15 protein-coding genes are annotated in these 16,101 nt (G+C 68.0%); 2 read left to right on the forward strand and 13 right to left on the reverse strand.

All coding sequences use genetic code 11. The features are described 5' to 3' along the window. Positions 1-95: 95 nt before the first annotated feature. The gene (locus ACIPG5_RS18510; RefSeq protein ID WP_401376946.1) at positions 96-1,148 is read right to left on the reverse strand and encodes a 3-keto-5-aminohexanoate cleavage protein; all 1,053 of its coding nucleotides are present in this window, start codon (positions 1,146-1,148) and stop codon (positions 96-98) included. Between the two features lie 225 nt (positions 1,149-1,373). Here ACIPG5_RS18510 and ACIPG5_RS18515 point away from each other — a divergent pair, with 225 nt between their 5' ends. Further along, entirely contained in the window at positions 1,374-3,374 is a 2,001-nt protein-coding gene (locus ACIPG5_RS18515) for a U32 family peptidase (protein WP_236236318.1), read from the forward strand. Between the two features lie 158 nt (positions 3,375-3,532). Here ACIPG5_RS18515 and ACIPG5_RS18520 read toward each other — a convergent pair whose 3' ends face one another. From ACIPG5_RS18520 to ACIPG5_RS18530, 3 genes are all read right to left on the reverse strand, one after another. Next, positions 3,533-4,915 carry an aspartate aminotransferase family protein gene (locus ACIPG5_RS18520; protein ID WP_401376949.1) on the reverse strand — a complete coding sequence of 461 codons (1,383 nt, stop codon included), beginning with the start codon at positions 4,913-4,915 and terminating at the stop codon, positions 3,533-3,535. Between the two features lie 21 nt (positions 4,916-4,936). Further along, complete coding sequence (locus ACIPG5_RS18525) at positions 4,937-6,427, reverse strand: aldehyde dehydrogenase (RefSeq protein ID WP_286913557.1); 1,491 nt, start codon at positions 6,425-6,427, stop codon at positions 4,937-4,939. 65 nt (positions 6,428-6,492) lie between these two features. Beyond that, positions 6,493-7,341 carry a LuxR C-terminal-related transcriptional regulator gene (locus tag ACIPG5_RS18530; RefSeq protein ID WP_401376952.1) on the reverse strand — a complete coding sequence of 283 codons (849 nt, stop codon included), beginning with the start codon at positions 7,339-7,341 and terminating at the stop codon, positions 6,493-6,495. A 440-nt stretch (positions 7,342-7,781) separates the two neighbouring features. Here ACIPG5_RS18530 and ACIPG5_RS18535 point away from each other — a divergent pair, with 440 nt between their 5' ends. Continuing rightward, entirely contained in the window at positions 7,782-8,693 is a 912-nt protein-coding gene (locus ACIPG5_RS18535; RefSeq protein WP_176510973.1) for a LysR family transcriptional regulator, read from the forward strand. Positions 8,694-8,809: 116 nt separating this feature from the next. On the opposite strand, the gene madM is transcribed toward ACIPG5_RS18535, so the two are convergent. The 9 genes from madM to mdcA are packed head-to-tail and all read right to left on the reverse strand — an operon-like array spanning position 8,810 to position 16,085. Then, positions 8,810-9,574: a malonate transporter subunit MadM gene (madM, locus tag ACIPG5_RS18540; RefSeq protein ID WP_176510974.1), complete on the reverse strand. Its 765-nt coding sequence runs from the start codon at positions 9,572-9,574 to the stop codon at positions 8,810-8,812. Position 9,575: 1 nt separating this feature from the next. Continuing rightward, positions 9,576-9,998: a malonate transporter subunit MadL gene (madL, locus tag ACIPG5_RS18545; RefSeq protein ID WP_401376956.1), complete on the reverse strand. Its 423-nt coding sequence runs from the start codon at positions 9,996-9,998 to the stop codon at positions 9,576-9,578. Between the two features lie 60 nt (positions 9,999-10,058). Further along, entirely contained in the window at positions 10,059-10,979 is a 921-nt protein-coding gene (gene mdcH, locus ACIPG5_RS18550; RefSeq protein ID WP_401376959.1) for a malonate decarboxylase subunit epsilon, read from the reverse strand. After that, positions 10,976-11,590, reverse strand: a complete 615-nt coding sequence (locus tag ACIPG5_RS18555) for a malonate decarboxylase holo-ACP synthase (protein ID WP_401376961.1) — start codon at positions 11,588-11,590, stop codon at positions 10,976-10,978. The genes mdcH and ACIPG5_RS18555 overlap by 4 nt, the downstream gene beginning before the upstream one ends. Before the next feature lies 1 nt (position 11,591). Beyond that, the gene (mdcE, locus tag ACIPG5_RS18560) at positions 11,592-12,383 is read right to left on the reverse strand and encodes a biotin-independent malonate decarboxylase subunit gamma (RefSeq protein WP_176510978.1); all 792 of its coding nucleotides are present in this window, start codon (positions 12,381-12,383) and stop codon (positions 11,592-11,594) included. Beyond that, positions 12,380-13,228, reverse strand: a complete 849-nt coding sequence (locus ACIPG5_RS18565; RefSeq protein ID WP_401376964.1) for a biotin-independent malonate decarboxylase subunit beta — start codon at positions 13,226-13,228, stop codon at positions 12,380-12,382. Before ACIPG5_RS18565 ends, mdcE begins: the two co-directional genes overlap by 4 nt. Next, the gene (locus tag ACIPG5_RS18570) at positions 13,221-13,520 is read right to left on the reverse strand and encodes a malonate decarboxylase subunit delta (protein ID WP_176510980.1); all 300 of its coding nucleotides are present in this window, start codon (positions 13,518-13,520) and stop codon (positions 13,221-13,223) included. The genes ACIPG5_RS18565 and ACIPG5_RS18570 overlap by 8 nt, the downstream gene beginning before the upstream one ends. 1 nt (position 13,521) lies before the next feature. Then, a complete protein-coding gene (locus ACIPG5_RS18575) occupies positions 13,522-14,424 on the reverse strand; it encodes a triphosphoribosyl-dephospho-CoA synthase (RefSeq protein WP_401376967.1) in 903 nt (300 codons plus the stop codon). Beyond that, complete coding sequence (gene mdcA, locus ACIPG5_RS18580; RefSeq protein WP_236236309.1) at positions 14,424-16,085, reverse strand: malonate decarboxylase subunit alpha; 1,662 nt, start codon at positions 16,083-16,085, stop codon at positions 14,424-14,426. Before mdcA ends, ACIPG5_RS18575 begins: the two co-directional genes overlap by 1 nt. Positions 16,086-16,101 lie beyond the last annotated feature (16 nt).

Genomic DNA, 16,101 nt, shown 5'->3' on the forward strand with positions numbered 1-16,101 from the left:
AAGGGCTGCGGAGCAGCCCCGGGATTTCTGCAGCACCGCAATAATTGCCGGGTCCGCTTCGCGGCCCTTTCGCGACACAAGGCCGCTCCTACAATTCACGTGCGCTGCGGCACCCCCTTCTGCCCCGGCCGGCGGTTCGGCGCCATGCCATTGGCCTGCAACGTCTCTTCGACGGACCCGTACTGCTCACCAATCCTGTAGATGCCCCGCGCCTCCTTGCCACTGGCGATCTCACGCCCCAGCTCGTGGGCGATGCGCACCGTCTGGCGCACCTGCTCCACCGACGAGAAGCGCTTGCCATGTTGGTCGATGAGGGTGTCCTCATTGCCCAGCCGCGGGTGCAGGCCCATGGCCAGGGCGATGGTGTTCAGCGGCAGCACGTTCCTGAGCAGCGATTCGGCGGTGAGGGTACACCGGTCCGGCACACGGTTGACGAAGTTCATCAAGTTCATCGGGTTGGGGCCATCGAAGCCGCCGCCGATGCCGATCCAGGTCAGGTTCAGCGGGCCTTTGTAGATGCCTTTGCGCACCAGGCGCTCGAGGGTTTCATAGGCGTGGATGCCGGTGAGCTGGAAGTGCGGCTGGATGCCGCTGGCCTGCAGGCGCTTGAGGTGCTCGGCGACCCAGCCTGGGCCGGCGGGCACGGTCATTTCGCTGTAGGCGGCGTGGGTGGCCGGATCGAGCAGCGAGGTGCCTTCGATGCCATCGGCGTACAGCAGCTCGGTGATGTTCATCTGGATGGTGTTGATGGCCACCGTCACCTGGTCAGGCTTGGGCATCAGCTCGGCCAGCATGTGCCGGGTGTCGTCGGACAGCCACAGCGCCTCGGCGCCCTCGCCTTCCGGGGCGAAGGAGATCGAGCCGCCGACCTGGATGATCATGTCCGGCACCGCTTCGCGCACCCCGGCGATCAGCTCGTTGAACTTGGACAGGCGCTTGGAGCCCTTGCCATCGAGCTCGCGCACGTGCAGGTGAAGCACCGTGGCGCCGGCTTCATAGCAGTCCACGGCGGCCTGCACGTGCTGGTCCATGGTCAGCGGGATGTCTTCGGGGAAGTCGTCGGGCATCCACTGGGGCGCATAGGGGGCGACCGTGATCACCACTTTGTCCATGGTGTCCGGGTGCAGGGAATCGTCGAAAAACTGCATGGGCATCTCCTTGATTGGCGTTGCCTGCCAGCGGGTGGCATGGCGCTGAGCCAATGTATGCCCAGGGCGCGGCGGCTGCGTCGCATCGCGCGACAACGCCAGCACATTTGATGACAGGCCCACGCCAGCAGCCATGGCCCCGCCTCCCGGCAGCTAAAGGTGCCAGCCAGGCATTTCACCGCTACAATGCCGCCCTAAACCGTGACAGCCCGAACCTATAACGACATGTCCCTTCCAAAGAATCACCTGGAACTGCTCAGCCCTGCCCGTGACGTGGCCATCGCCCGCGAAGCGATCCTGCACGGCGCCGACGCCATCTACATCGGTGGCCCGAGCTTCGGCGCGCGCCACAACGCCTGCAACGAGGTGGGCGAAATCGCCGAACTGGTCGAGTTCGCCCGGCGCTACCATGCGCGGGTGTTCACCACCATCAACACCATCCTCCACGACAACGAGCTGGAGCCGGCGCGCAAGCTGATCCACCAGCTCTACGACGCAGGCGTCGATGCGCTGATCGTGCAGGACCTGGGGGTGATGGAGCTGGATATCCCGCCCATCGAGCTGCACGCCAGCACCCAGACCGACATCCGCACCCTGGAGCGGGCCAAGTTCCTCGACCAGGCCGGCTTCTCCCAGCTGGTGCTGGCGCGCGAGCTGAACCTGCAGCAAATTCGCGCCATCGCCGCCGAAACCGATGCGGCCATCGAGTTCTTCATCCACGGTGCGCTGTGCGTGGCCTTCTCCGGCCAGTGCAACATCTCCCACGCCCAGACCGGGCGCAGCGCCAACCGTGGCGACTGCTCCCAGGCCTGCCGCCTGCCGTACACCCTCAAGGACGACCAGGGCCGCGTGGTGGCGTTCGAGAAGCACCTGCTGTCGATGAAGGACAACAACCAGACCGCCAACCTGAGCGACCTGGTCGACGCTGGCGTGCGCTCGTTCAAGATCGAGGGCCGCTACAAGGACATGGGCTATGTGAAGAACATCACCGCCCACTACCGCAAAGAGCTCGACGCCATCCTCGAAGGCCGCCCGGACCTGGCCCGCGCCTCCAGCGGCCGTACCGAGCACTTCTTCCTGCCCGACCCGGACAAGACCTTCCACCGCGGCAGCACCGACTACTTCGTCACCGACCGCAAGGTCGACATCGGCGCCTTCGACTCGCCAACCTTCACCGGGCTGCCGGTGGGTGTGGTGGAAAAGGTCGGCAAGCGTGACATGCAGGTGGTCACCGAGGTGCCGCTGACCAACGGCGATGGCCTCAACGTGCTGGTCAAGCGCGAAGTGGTGGGCTTCCGCGCCAACATCGCCGAGCCGCGTGGCGAGTTCGAAGAAGACGGCCAGAAGCGCTACCGCTACCGGGTCGAGCCCAACGAGATGCCCGAAGGCCTGCACAAGCTGCGCCCCAACCATCCGCTGTCGCGCAACCTCGACCACAACTGGCAGCAAGCGCTGCAGCGCACCTCGGCCGAGCGCCGGGTGGGCGTGGAGTGGCATGCGGTGCTGACCGAACAACGGCTGATGCTCAGCGTGTGCAGCGAGGAAGGGGTGAGCGTGCAGGTGGCACTGGACGGCCCGTTCGGCGCCGCCAACAAGCCGCAGCAGGCGCTGGACCAGTTGCATGACCTGCTCGGCCAGCTGGGTACCACGATGTACCACGCCAACGCCATCGTGCTGGACGCGCCGCAGGCGTACTTCATCCCCAACTCGCAGCTCAAGGCCCTGCGCCGCGAAGCCATCGAGGCGCTGACCGAAGCGCGCATCAAGGCCCACCCGCGCGGTGCGCGCAAGGCCGAGACCACGCCGGCGCCGGTGTACCCCGAGTCGCACCTGTCGTTCCTGGCCAACGTCTACAACCAGAAGGCCCGCGACTTCTACCACCGCCATGGCGTGCAGTTGATCGATGCGGCCTACGAGGCCCACGAGGAACACGGCGAAGTGCCGGTGATGATCACCAAGCACTGCCTGCGTTTTTCCTTCAACCTGTGCCCGAAACAGGCCAAGGGTGTGACCGGCGTGCGCACCAAGGTGGCGCCGATGCAGCTGATCCAGGGCGATGAGGTGCTGACCCTGAAGTTCGACTGCAAGCCGTGCGAGATGCATGTGATCGGCAAGATGAAGGGCCACATCATCGACCTGCCGACGCCGGGCAGCGCGGTGGCGCAGGTGGTGGGGCACATCAGCCCGGAAGACCTGCTCAAGACCATCCCCCGCGCGCCGCATTGAGGGTAGGCTTGTAGGAGCGGCCTTGTGTCGCGAAAGGGCCGCAGCGCGGCCCCCTGGATGAAGCAGTGCTGCACAAACCCGGGGGCTGCTTTGCAGCCCTTTCGCGACACAAGGCCGCTCCTACAGCTTAGGGCCGCAACGCGGCCCCTTTTACGGCCTCAGAGAATCCCCAGCCCGCGCGCAGTGCGGTCCACCGCGATGCGGGTCTTCTCCACCAGCTCATCCAGCTCGCTGCGCGTGGCCACCAGCGCCGGCGCCATGATCATCCGCCCCAGGGTCGAACGAATGATCACCCCCTCCTCGAAGCCATAGGTGCGGCACTGCCACGCCAGGTCGTTCTCGTTGGCATACCGCTTGCGGCTGCCGTTGTCTTCGGCGAACTGCAGCGCCGCCACCAGCCCCGCGCCCTGCACCTGGCCGATCAACGGGTGATTGGCGAACGTCTCGCGCAGGATGCGCTGCAGGTACGGCCCGGTGTCGTCCTTGACCTGGCGCACGATGCCCTCGTCACGCAGCGCCTTGAGGTTGGCAATGGCCACCGCCGCCGCCACCGGGTGGCCGGAATAGGTCAGGCCGTGGGCGAACACGCCACCGCGCTCCACCAGCGCCTCGGCGATGCGCTTGCTCAGCACCAGGCCGCCCATCGGCACGTAGCCCGAGGTCAGGCCCTTGGCGATCGACAGGGTGTCGGGCTCGAAGCCGAAGTACTCGTGGGCGAACCATTCGCCGGTGCGGCCAAAGCCACCGATCACTTCGTCGGCGCACAGCAGCACGTCGTACTGGCGGCAGATGCGCTGGATTTCCGGCCAGTAGCTCTCTGGCGGGAAGATCATGCCGCCCGCGCCCTGGAACGGCTCGGCAACGAAGCCTGCGACGTTCTCGGCCCCCAGCTCGAGGATCTTCTCTTCCAGCTGCAGTGCGCAGCGGCGGCCGAATTCGGCCGGGCTCAGCTCACCGCCCTCGGCGTACCAGTACGGCTCGTCGATGTGGGCAACGTCGGGGATCATCCCGCCCATTTCGTGCATGAACTTCATGCCGCCCAGGGCCGTGGCGGCCAGGGTCGAGCCGTGGTAGCCGTTCCAGCGGCCGATCATGATCTTCTTGCTCGGCTGCCCGACCACCTGCCAGTAGCGGCGCACGGTGCGGATCAGCACCTCGTTGGCCTCGGAACCGGAGTTGGTGTAGATGGCGTGGCTGTAGTGGCCCGGCAGCAGGCTGAACAGCAGCTCGGACAGCTCGATCACCGCCGGGTGGGTGGTGTGGAAGAACATGTTGTAGTAGGCCAGCTGGTCCATCTGCGCGGCAGCGGCGGCGGTCAGGTCCTTGCGCCCGTAACCGAGCTGGGTGCACCAAAGGCCGGACATGCCGTCCAGGTAGCGGCGCCCGTCGTTGTCCCACAGGTACAGGCCTTCACCGCGGGTGATGACGCGCGGGCCTTCGGCGTTGAGCGCCTTCTGGTCGAGGAAGGCGTGGATGTGGTGGGCGGCGTCGCTGGCCTGGTAATCGCGGGTGTCGCGTTGCGGCTTAAAAGGTGCGTTCATGGTCGTTCTCCGTGATGTCGGTCAGCGCAGCTGGAACCAGGTGGTCTTGAGTTGGGTGTACTTGTCGAAAGCATGCAGCGACAGGTCGCGGCCAAAACCGGACTGGCGGCCGCCGCCGAAGGGCACGGCCACGTCCAGGGCATCGACCGTGTTCACCGACACGGTGCCGGCCTTGAGCTGGCGCGCCACGCGGTGGGCGCGGTTGAGGTCATCGCTCCACACCGAGGCGGCCAGGCCGTAGACGCTGTCGTTGGCCAGGCGCACGGCCTGGGCCTCGTCGTCGAAGGCGGTGATCGCCAGCACCGGGCCGAAGATTTCCTCACGGGCCAGGGCCGAGTCCGGGCGCACGTCGCTGAACACGGTCGGGGCGATGAAGTTGTCCGAGCCGTTGAAGCTCAGGCGCTGGCCGCCGCACAGCAGGCGCGCGCCCTCGCCCTGGCCCTGCTCGATGGCGGCCATGATGCGGGCGCTCTGGGCGCTGTCGACGATGGCGCCGGCGCGGCTGGCCGGGTCCAGCGGGTCGCCCGGCAGCCAGTTGCGGGCCTTGGCCAGCAGGCGCTCGACGAACTCGTCGTGGATCGAACGCTGCACATACAGCCGCGAGTTGGCCGAGCACACTTCGCCCTGGTTGAAGAAGATGCCGAAGGCGGCCTTCTCGGCGGCCAGGTCCAGGTCCTGGCAGTCGTCGAACACCAGGTTCGGGCTCTTGCCGCCGCATTCCAGCCACACCTGCTTGAGGTTGGACTGGGCCGAGTACTGCATGAAGTACTTGCCCACCTGGGTGGAGCCGGTAAACACCAGGCAGTCCACATCCGGGTGCAGGCCCAGGGCGCGGCCGGCGCTTTCGCCAAGGCCCGGCACCACGTTCAGCACGCCTTCCGGCAAGCCGGCTTCGAGGGCCAGTTGGGCCAGGCGCAAGGCCGAGAACGGCGACTGCTCGGCGGGCTTGAGCACCACGCTGTTGCCGGCGGCCAGGGCCGGGGCGACTTTCCAGGCGGCCATGTCCAGCGGGAAGTTCCAGGGCACCACGGCGCCGATCACGCCCAGCGCTTCACGGGTGATGGTGGCCAGGGCGTTGGCCGCGGTCGGGGCAACCTGGTCGTAGACCTTGTCCAGCGCCTCGCCGTACCAGGCGAACACGTTGGCGGCGCCCGGCACATCGATGTTGTAGGCGTCCATCACCGGCTTGCCCATGTTCAGCGAGTCGAGCAGGGCCAGCTCCTCGCGGTGGGCCATCATCAGCTCGGCCAGGCGCAGCAGCACCTGCTTGCGTGCCGAGGGCGCCATGCGCGCCCAGGGGCCTTGTTCGAAGGCGCGGCGCGCCGAGCGCACGGCCTGGTCGATTTCCGCCTCGCCGCAGGCGGCCACCTGGGCCAGCAGCTGCTGGGTGGCCGGGTTGATGGCGGCAAAGGTTTGCCCGGAGCGCGCCGACAGCGGGCGGCCGTCGATCAGCGCCGAGGTGATGAAGCTTTGCCCAGCAGCGCGCTGCTGCCAATCGCTTTTCGTATGCACGCAGGTCTCCCTTGCGGCCGCACGGGCGGCCGGTTTTGTCGTTCGTATGAGGTGTCGCGCGGGCGTCAGCGCCTTCGCAGGTAGCTTTCCAGCGGGTCCTTGCTCAAGCCTTCCTGGGCCTGGGCCAGGGAGTCGATGAACAGCGAGAACAGTTCGGACTGCTTGGCGATGTCCAGCTTGGTGTAGAGGTTCTTGCGGTGGGTCTTGACCGTGTCTTCGCTGATGCCCAGGCGCTCGGCCAGCGAGCGGGTCGAGTGGCCGCGCAGCAGGTACTGGGCGATGCGGCATTCGCGCTCGGTCAGCAGCGAGGAGCCGAAATTGTTCAGCGCCGCGTTGATCTGCCGGCCCAGGGCGCTCTCGAAGCGCCCGCCGAGCGCGTCGATGTCCAGGTGGCCCCATTGCCGGCGCACCACGGCCGCGACCCAGGGCGCCACGCACTTGAGGTCGTTGACCTGCTGGCGGCTCAGGCGCTGGGTGCTGGCCAGCGACACGGCGATGGTCAGGTCTTCGTCCAATGGCACGATGAAGTTCGGCTCATCTTCCATGTGCGCGTGCTGGTAGAAGGCCAGGAAGTACTCGCTGCGCTTGAAGTGGTCGGGGGCCACGTCGCTCAGCCGGTAGCAACCGGCGGGCACGCCGTCCATGCAGGCGCGGTAGAACGGGCACAGCAGGTAGTAGCCTTCGAGGTAGCGCTGCACGTTGCCTTCCGGCAGCCATGGGCCTTCCTCGTCCTTGACGAACAGTGCCGAGGGCAGGCCCTTGCGCGGGTAGAGGAACACGGTGATGGCCTGGCACGGGGCAAGCAGCTTGAGCGCGGCGAACAGCGCCTCGACGAAGCCCGGCGCGCCCTGGGCGTCGATGACACGCGCCATCTGCGCATACCAGTCGGGCGATTTCAGCCGGTCTTTGCTCATTGTCGTGGTCCCATGCCGGGGTTGTTATGAGGGGAATTCTTGCATGGGTTGGCGGGGGCGGCCATCACCCTTCGGGGTGAGCCTGGGGTGCATGGCGTGGTTTTTTCGGTGCGGGTGAGATCGAGCGCCGCCCGCGCGGCGCATCGCGGATAAATCCGCTCCTACATTTGTTGCATCGTGCCTATGCCTGATAGGCCATGGTTGCCAGCCTTGTTTGTACAGCGCAATTTCTCGGCGGGCGCCAAAGGCGGACAACCATGGCCTGACAGACCGTGGCACGTTGCAACAAATGTAGGAGCGGATTTATCCGCGATGCGCCGCGCGGGCGGCGCGCGATCTCATGACCACAAAAAATCTCAACCCTTCCACCCACAACACCCACGCACATTCCGCACCTATGTCATCATTACCCGCCCAGCCTCTGTGCCCCACCCTGCCCCATGCTGATCGACGAAGAACTGACCCTGAAAAAGCTCGAGACCTTCCTCGCCTTCATGCGCAGCGGCAACCTCGGCCGCGCCGCCGCCGAGCTGTCCACCAGCGCGGTCAGCGTGCACCGGGCCATCCACTCCCTGGAAAGCGCCCTGCGCTGCCCGCTGTTCAAGCACGAAGGCCGTCAGCTGATCCCGCTGGAAAGCGCCTATGTGCTGGAGAAAAAGGCCCGCCAGCTGATCCAGGATGCCGAGCAGATGGTGCGCCAGACCCGCGAGGCCGCGGGCTTCTACGCCGAGCGTTTCCGCCTGGGCGCGCTGTATTCGCTGACCGTGAAGACCGTGCCGAAACTGGTGATGGGCCTGAAGCTGCGGCGCAGCGAGCTGAACATCGACCTGACCCTGGGCTCGAACGTCGAGCTGCTGCAGCGCCTGAAGAACCACGAGCTGGAAGCGATCCTGGTGTCGCTGGATGAGAGCGTGGCCGACCCTGCCTGCGAGCAGCTGGCGCTGTTTTGCGACGACATCTTCCTCGCCGTGCCCACCGATTCTCCGTTTGCCGGGCAGCAGGAAGTGGACCTGGCGGACCTGGCCGACTCTACCTTCATCACCCTGACCCAGGGTTTTGCCACCCACCGCGATGGTGCGCAGGTGTTCCAGCAGGCGGGGTTCGAGCCGAAGGTGGCGATGCAGGTGAACGACATCTTCACCTTGCTCAGCATGGTCAGTTCGGGGGTGGGGTTTGCGCTGTTGCCCGGGCGGATTGCGGCGGTGTACGAGAACCGGGTGAAGTTGATAGCGCTGCAGCAGAGGTATCGGTTGCAGCAGCATATTGGGGTGGTGTTTCTGAAGGCGCGGGAGCGCGAGCCGAACCTGTTGGCGTTGTTGGCGGAATGCCGGATGTATAGCCGGGAGAATTGAGATTGGGGGCGCTTTGCGCCCCTTTCGCGACACAAGGCCGCTCCTACAAACTACCGCGTAACCCTGTAGGAGCGGCCTTGTGTCGCGAAAGGGCTGCAAAGCAGCCCCAGGCCCCTTCAGCCCACCAACCCGCGCACACAGAAATACAGGATCGAAGGCCCCATCAGGCACCCCAACCCGGTATGGAAGGTCGCCGTTAAAGCACCATACGGCACCAACCGCCGATCCGTCGCCGCAAGCCCTGCCGTCACCCCCGACACCGTCCCGGCCAAGCCACCAAACACCATCGCCGAACGCGGGTTGTCCAACGCCAGCAACCGCGCCGACACCGGCGTGAACACCATCACCAGGATCGCCTTGATCAACCCGGTGGCAATCGACAGCGCCACCACATCCGAACTCGCGCCCAGCGCCGCACCGGTCACCGGCCCGACGATGTAGGTCACCGCGCCCGCGCCGATGGTGGTCATGCTCACCGCATCGCGATAGCCGAAGGCATACGCCACCCCAGCGCCCACGATGAACGGCAGCACCGTGCCCAGCAGCAGCGCGATGGCACCGATCATGCCGGCCTTGCGCGCCTCGGTGGCCTGCACTTCGAAGGCCGTGGCGACGATGGCGAAATCGCGCAGCATCGCCCCGCCCATCAGGCCGATGCCAGAGAACAGCGCCATGTCGGCCAGGCCCTTCTGCCCGCCCGTCACGGTACCGCCGACCCAGGCCAGCACCAGGCCGATGACGATGGCGATGGCCGAGCCATGCACGCGGCCGAAAGTCAGGTACTTGGACAACAGCACCGACAGCCACATGATCCCGCCGACCACGGCGAACGCCGTGATCAGGCCATTGTGTTCCAGGGCATTGTCAATGATCGGCCACATCTCAGCGCCCTCCTGCAGGGGCTACCTGCGCAGTCTCAGGGGTGGGTGCCTCCAGCGCCGGCAACGGCTCGCCGCGGTGGCTGCGGCTGATCAGGGCGATGGTCAGGCCACACACCAGCACCGCGCCAATGGCCGCCAGCAGCGCCACCGGCCCGCCGTGCAGGGCGGTGACCACGTTCTGCTGGGCAGCCATGGCCACCACCACCGGGATGTACATGGCGCCCCAGAAACCGACGCCGAACTCGCACTCCTTGCTCATGCCGCCCTGGCGCTGCATGTACAGCCGTGCGCAGATCAGCAGGATCATGGCGATGCCGACCCCGCCCACATTGGATTTGACGCCCAGCAGCACGCCCAGGAAGTCGCCGACGATGACGCCGGCGAGGGTGCACACCGCCAGCAGAGCCACACCATAGATGATCATTGTTGTTGTCCTCAGCTTGTATCGAAGTTGGTTGTTGTTGTTCTTCGAGTTGCAGCGCCGTCATCGGTTGTCGGCCACCTCCTGGCGCAACAGCGCATCGACGGTGTCGGCCCGGGTGCCCTCGACGGCCACCACCCTGCCCTGTTCGAACACCGGCCGGGCCAGGCCGCTGAGCACGCTGCCAGGCGGCATCTCCAGGTGCAGGCGCACCCCGCGTTCATAGGCGTTGCGCAGCGTGGCACGCCAATCCACCTGCCGCGCCATGTTGCCGGCGAGGTCATCGCGCAGGCGTTGCGGGTCGTGGATCGGCCGGGCGCTGCTGCCGCTCAGGTAGGTGATGCGCGGGCGGCGCAGCTGCACCTGGGCGAAGGCTGCGGCCAGCTCGGCGGCCGGGCCGTCGAGCAACGCGCAGTGCGACGGCACGCTGACCGCCAGGCGCCGGGCCACGCCCTGGCCAAGGCGGCGGGCGCGGGCGGCGACCGCGGCCATGGCGCTGTCGCTGCCGGCGATGACGAACTGGTTGTCGCTGTTGAGGTTGGCCAGGTACACCTCGCCGCCCACCTCGGCCAGCAAGTGTTCGACACGCGCCTGGTCGAGGCCGCTGAGGGCGGTCATGCCGTAGCCCTGCGGGTAGGCGCAGTGCATCAGCTTGCCGCGCAGCGCCACCAGGCGCACGGCATCGGCAAAGGCCAGAGCGCCGGCGGCGACGGCGGCTGGGTAGGCGCCGATCGACAACCCGGCCACATAGTCCGGCGCCGGGCTGCGCTGCATCAGCCAGCGCGCCCAGGCGACCCCGGCCAGCAGCAGGCAGAGCTGCACGGCCTGGGTCGTCTGCAGCGCTTGCGCGGTGTCCAGCGCCAGCACCTGCTGATGCAACGCATCGCTGGCCTCCTCCAGCAGCGCCGCGCTGCCCTCGGGCAGGCGGTGCAGCATCCCCGCCTGCTGGGCGCCCTGGCCGGGGAAGGCGAACAGGCTGCTCACGCTGCGCACTCCAGCAACGCCCACGGGTCGGCCACCAGCTGCGCGCCGCTGGCCGACTTGAGCAGCACGCGCCGCGCCATGCCGGCCCATTCGCGCAGGGCGATGGCGCCGGCCGGGGTTTGCAGCTGCACGTCGATGCGGCAAGGGCCGCAATCGAGAATATCCAGCAGCTCGCGCGCCTTGGTCCGGGCCAGGGGTTGCGGCGTGCGCAGCAGCACATCGAGGTCGCTGGCAGCGTGTACTGCGCCAACGCCCGTGGCCAATTGATAACCGACGCTGCCGGTCGGCCCCCAGGCCAGCCCGCTGGCATCGAGCACGGGCGCCACGCTGGCCAGCGCCTGCAAGGCAGCCCAGGGGCTGTCACCCTGCCAGCGCAGCGCTTCGGGGCTGAGCTGGCGGGCAATGTCGGCCAGCGGCATCTGCACGCCCAGGCGCTGTTCCCGCCCTGCCCCGCGCAGGCCCACGGCCACCCAGCCCTCGGCGCACACGGCCCGGCGTACCACCACCGGCTGGCCGGCCGCGAGTACCTGGCGGGCCCAGGCCGGGGCGTCGGCGGGCAACGCTGCCGGGGGCATTCCCCAAAGCAGGTCATGGGGCTGCGGGGCGTTCATCTCAGGCCTCCTGCCATTGGCTGCGCAGGCGTGCCCGCACCTCGCGGGAGGCGCTGCGATGCTCGCCGGCCAGGCGCGACGACAGGTCGGTGCAGCGGCCGATATCGCGCACGGCTTCGGCCAGGCAGGCACGTACCTGCGCCAGGTCGGCCGCCGTCGGCGCATCGGCGTTGTCCACGCTCAGGCGCCGCCACAACAGGCCCAGCGAGGCATAGCTGGCCAGGTCGTAGGCCATGGGAGGCACTTCGGCGGCCAGGGCTTCGAGCTGTTCGACGCTGCGCAGGGTGATGCGCGCCGCCGCCGCCTTGCCCATGGCATGCACCATCACCCCGCTGTCATCCAGGGCGATCAGCCGTTGTGCCTGGTAGCCGTGGGCGAGAAACGCCCCGGACATGGCCTTGCCCACCAGCAGGCCGATGACCGGGTGCCCGGCCAGGCGTGCCTGGGCATACGCCTGCACCGCGCCCGCCAGGGCCTGGTGGATGCCCAGGGCTTCTTCGCGGCGGCCGTAGGCCTGGCTTGGCACATCGATGACCGCGACGATGGCGCGTTTCTCGCCATCGCGGTCGAGCGCCATGGCCTCGCTCACCGCCTTGGCCAGGCCCCAGCCTTCGAGCAGGCCGACCTCGCCCGAGCGGGCGCGGGGGAATGGGTTTTGGGCATCCGGCACCACGGCGATAAAGCGCGCCAGGCGCTGGTCCAGTTCGCCATCGATGACCTTCACCGAGGCGGGATAGCCCGCCAGGGCTTCGCCACCGGCCAGGCCCGGCAGCCAGTTCAGGGCACGGTTCATGGGGCATCTCCTTGGTAGAGGGCGCGCACGGCGGCGGCATCCAGTTGCGGGCAGTCGGCGCCCAGGCTGGCCAGCCGCTGCAGGTACCAGGCGTGCTGGCCGGCGCGGTCGGCGGGCGTGGCGGCCAGCAACTGCAGCAGTTGCTGGCGAATGCTTTCGACGTCGTCGGCCACGTAGCCGTCCACCAGGCCGCTGGCGTGGCGCTGCTCGCCACCGGTCAGGCTCCAGATGAACGGGCGGTCCGTGGCGTCGTATTCGCCGATGCCGGCTTCCTGCTCGATCACCTGCGGGCCGTTCAGGCCCAGGCGCGCTTCGCGGGTGACCAGCAGGTGGCTGCACAGGCCGGCGGCGATGGACATGCCACCAAAGCAACCGACCGAACCTGCGACCAGCCCGACCACCGGCTGATAGGCGCGCAGCTCGACGATCGCCGCCTGGATCTCGGCAATCGCCGCCAGGCCCAGGTTGGCCTCCTGCAGGCGCACGCCGCCGGTTTCCAGCAGCAGCACGGCGCAGGTGGGGATGCCGTTGCGGTTGTCTTCGATGGCCAGCTCCAGGGCGCCGGCAATCTTGGCCCCGCCCACCTCGCCCATGCTGCCGCCCTGGAAGGCGCCTTCGATGGCGGCGATGACGGTGTTGCGCCCCTGCAACTGGCCCTTGGCGATGACCACGCCGTCGTCGGCCTGGGGCACGATGCCCTGGCGCGGCAGCCAGGGCGACATCAGCCGTTCGAAGGGGCCGAGCAGTTCGCGAAAGCTGCCAGGGTCGAGCAAGGCGCGGGCACGCTGGCGCGCACCGAGTTCGACGAAGCTGCGGCTTTGCAGCAGGCGGGCGATGTCAGTCATGGGCGATCTCCTCGAAACCTTGCTCCAGGCGCAGGCGCACCACCCCGGGCGTGGCGCCGAAATCATGGATGTCGATCTTCACCGCCGGTACGCTGCGGCCTTCGAACAGGCGCTGGAACAGCTGGCCCCAGCGGGCGCTGCTGCCGTTGACCGAGGTCACCACCTGGATGTCCAGCTGGCCAGGGGTGCCGGGTTCGATCAGCACTTCCAGGTCGCCGGAGCTGACGCAGCCGACCAGGGTGCGGCCGCGGCCGGGCTCGGCGGCGGGGAATTGAAAGTTCAGGGTTTCCATGTCACAGGCTCCCGGTCTTGTCGAGGAACAGGCAGGCGGCCAGCAGGTCGGCGGCGCCGCCTGGCGAGGCATTCATGTGCAGCAGCTGGGCGTCGAGCAGGCGCAGCTGGCGGCGGCCGTCGAGGCTGGCGCAGCCGCCGGCGTCGAGCACGGCGCGGGCGCCCTGCTGCAGGGCTTGCAGGCCTTGCGGGCCGGCGCGCCAGAGCACGCAGGTGTCGCTCAGGGCGGCCATGATCGCCAGCAAGGCGTCGAGGCGGGCCTGGGTTTCGCTGGCGCCGGCGGCGCGGCTGCGGCGCAGTTGCGGCAGGCCATGTTCGATCACCGCCGGGAAGCCTTGCTGGGCCTGCTCGCGGGCACCGCTGGCGCCGTAACGGCGGCGTACCTGGTTGCCGTGGCTGTCGGGGGTTATGGCGGCCGGGTCGTCGATCAGGGCAATACGGCCGGCGCGTGCGGCTACGGCTGCGGCGTCGGCGCGGGTGTCCAGGGTGCGCGCCGCTACCAGCAGGCCCAGGGCCCAGATGGCGCCGCGGTGGGTGTTGACGCCGCCGGTAGCGGCCAGCATCTGGGCTTCGCCTTCGCGGCCGATGCGGCCCAGGGCGGTGCGCAGCGGTAGGCCGACCGCGCCATGCTGCTCGGCGGCTTCGGCCATTTGCCGCAGGCATGGCCACAGGGCCAGGGCCGAGGCGTGCATCAGGGGCAGGCTCATGTCGCGGTGGGCGCCACTGCTGCGGCGGTCGACCAGGCCGGGTTTGGGCGAAAGTTCGGCTTCGTCGATCAGGGACTCGACGGCGAGGTCGGCCAGGTGATCGGGCAGCGGGATTGTGCTTGCTTTTGCTGGCCCTATCGCCTGCAAGCCGGCGCCCACAGGGGGGCGCAGCGGCGCCACGGTTTCGAGTGTCTGCATCACCAGCTCCTGAACCGTGCGGGCGGGTTGTAGAGGCCACCAGACCAGTCCACCAGGTCGGCGATGCTGCGCGCGGCGAGCAGTTCGCGGCTGGCGTCGGTGCGGCGGATGCCGAGGTCTTCGGGCAGCGCCACCAGGCCTTGCTGGCGCAGGCGCAGGGTGTCTTTGGGGTCGTGGCGCAGGCCGATGGCGGTGACCCCGGCCACGGCGGCGATCATCTGCTGGCGCTCTTGCAGGCTGCGCGCCTTGTACAGGTAGGCGATGCCCTCTTCGGTGAGCAGGTGGGTGACGTCGTCGCCGTAGATCATCACCGGCGCCAAGGGCATGCCGGCCTTCTTCGCCACTTCGACCGCATCGAGGGTTTCGACGAAGGTGGGCTTGCCGCCTTCCTGGTAGGTCTCGACCATCTGCACCACCAGCTTGCGGCCGCGTTCGAGCATCGTCTCGGGCACGGTCATGTCCAGCCAGGCCGGGGTTGCGTGGCGCCGGCCACGGGGGTCGTGGCCCATGTTCGGCGCACCGCCGAAGCCGGCCAGGCGGCCACGGGTGACGGTGGAGGAATGGCCATCGCCATCGACCTGCAAGGTGGCGCCAATGAACAGGTCGACCGCGTACTGCCCGGCCAGCTGGCACATCATGCGGTTGGAGCGCAGCGAGCCGTCGCGGCCGGTGAAGAACACGTCCGGGCGCTGGGCGATGTAGTCTTCCATGCCCAGCTCGGTACCAAAGCAATGCACGCTTTCGACCCAGCCGGTTTCGATCGCCGGGATCAGGGTCGGGTGCGGGTTGAGGGTCCAGTTGCGGCAGATCTTGCCCTTCAGGCCCAGCGATTGGCCATAGGTAGGGAGGATCAGCTCGATGGCGGCGGTGTTGAAGCCGATGCCGTGGTTCAGCGACTGCACCTGGTGTTTTTCGTAGATGCCGCGGATCGCCATCATCGCCATCAGCACGTGCACCGGCTTGATGTGGCGCGGGTCGCGGGTGAACAGCGGCTCGATGTAGAACGGCTGGTCGGCGACCACCACGAAATCCACCCACGAGGCCGGGATGTCGACCCGTGGCAGGTCGTCGACGCGGTCCACCAGCTGGTTGACCTGGGCGATCACCAGGCCGTCGCTGAAGGCGGCTGGCTCGACCAGGGCCGGGGTGTCTTCGGTGCTGGGGCCGGTGTACAGGTTGCCGTCGCGGTCGGCCATGAAGCCGGCGACCAGGGTGACGTTGGGGATCAGGTCGACCAGCAGCCGCGAGTACAGCTCGATGTAGGTGTGGATGGCGCCCACTTCGAGCAGGCCGTCTTCGAGCAGTTGGCCGATGCGCAGGCTCTGCGGGCCGGCGAAGGAGAAGTCGAGCTTGCGTGCGATGCCGCGCTCGAACAGGTCCAGGTGCTCGGCGCGGCTGACGCTGGGCATGATCATGTGCAAGTCGTGCAGGCGCTCGGGGTCGGCCTTGGCCAATGACCGCGAGAGGAAGTCGGCCTGCTTCTGGTTGTTGCCTTCGAGCACCACCCGGTCGCCGGGGGCGATCAACAGCTCCAGCGCCTCGACGATACGCTCGGTAGGCAGCACCACACCGTCGGCCAGGTGGCGCACACGTTCGAGGCGGCGCTGCTTCTCGGCGCGCCGCCGCGACCATTGCGGCGGTGGATTGTTGGTTATGGTCATTGGGTGACTCCACGGG

The sequence above is a fragment of the Pseudomonas sp. NPDC087029 genome, from assembly GCF_044745345.1.
Taxonomy (GTDB): Bacteria; Pseudomonadota; Gammaproteobacteria; order Pseudomonadales; family Pseudomonadaceae; genus Aquipseudomonas; species Aquipseudomonas faucium.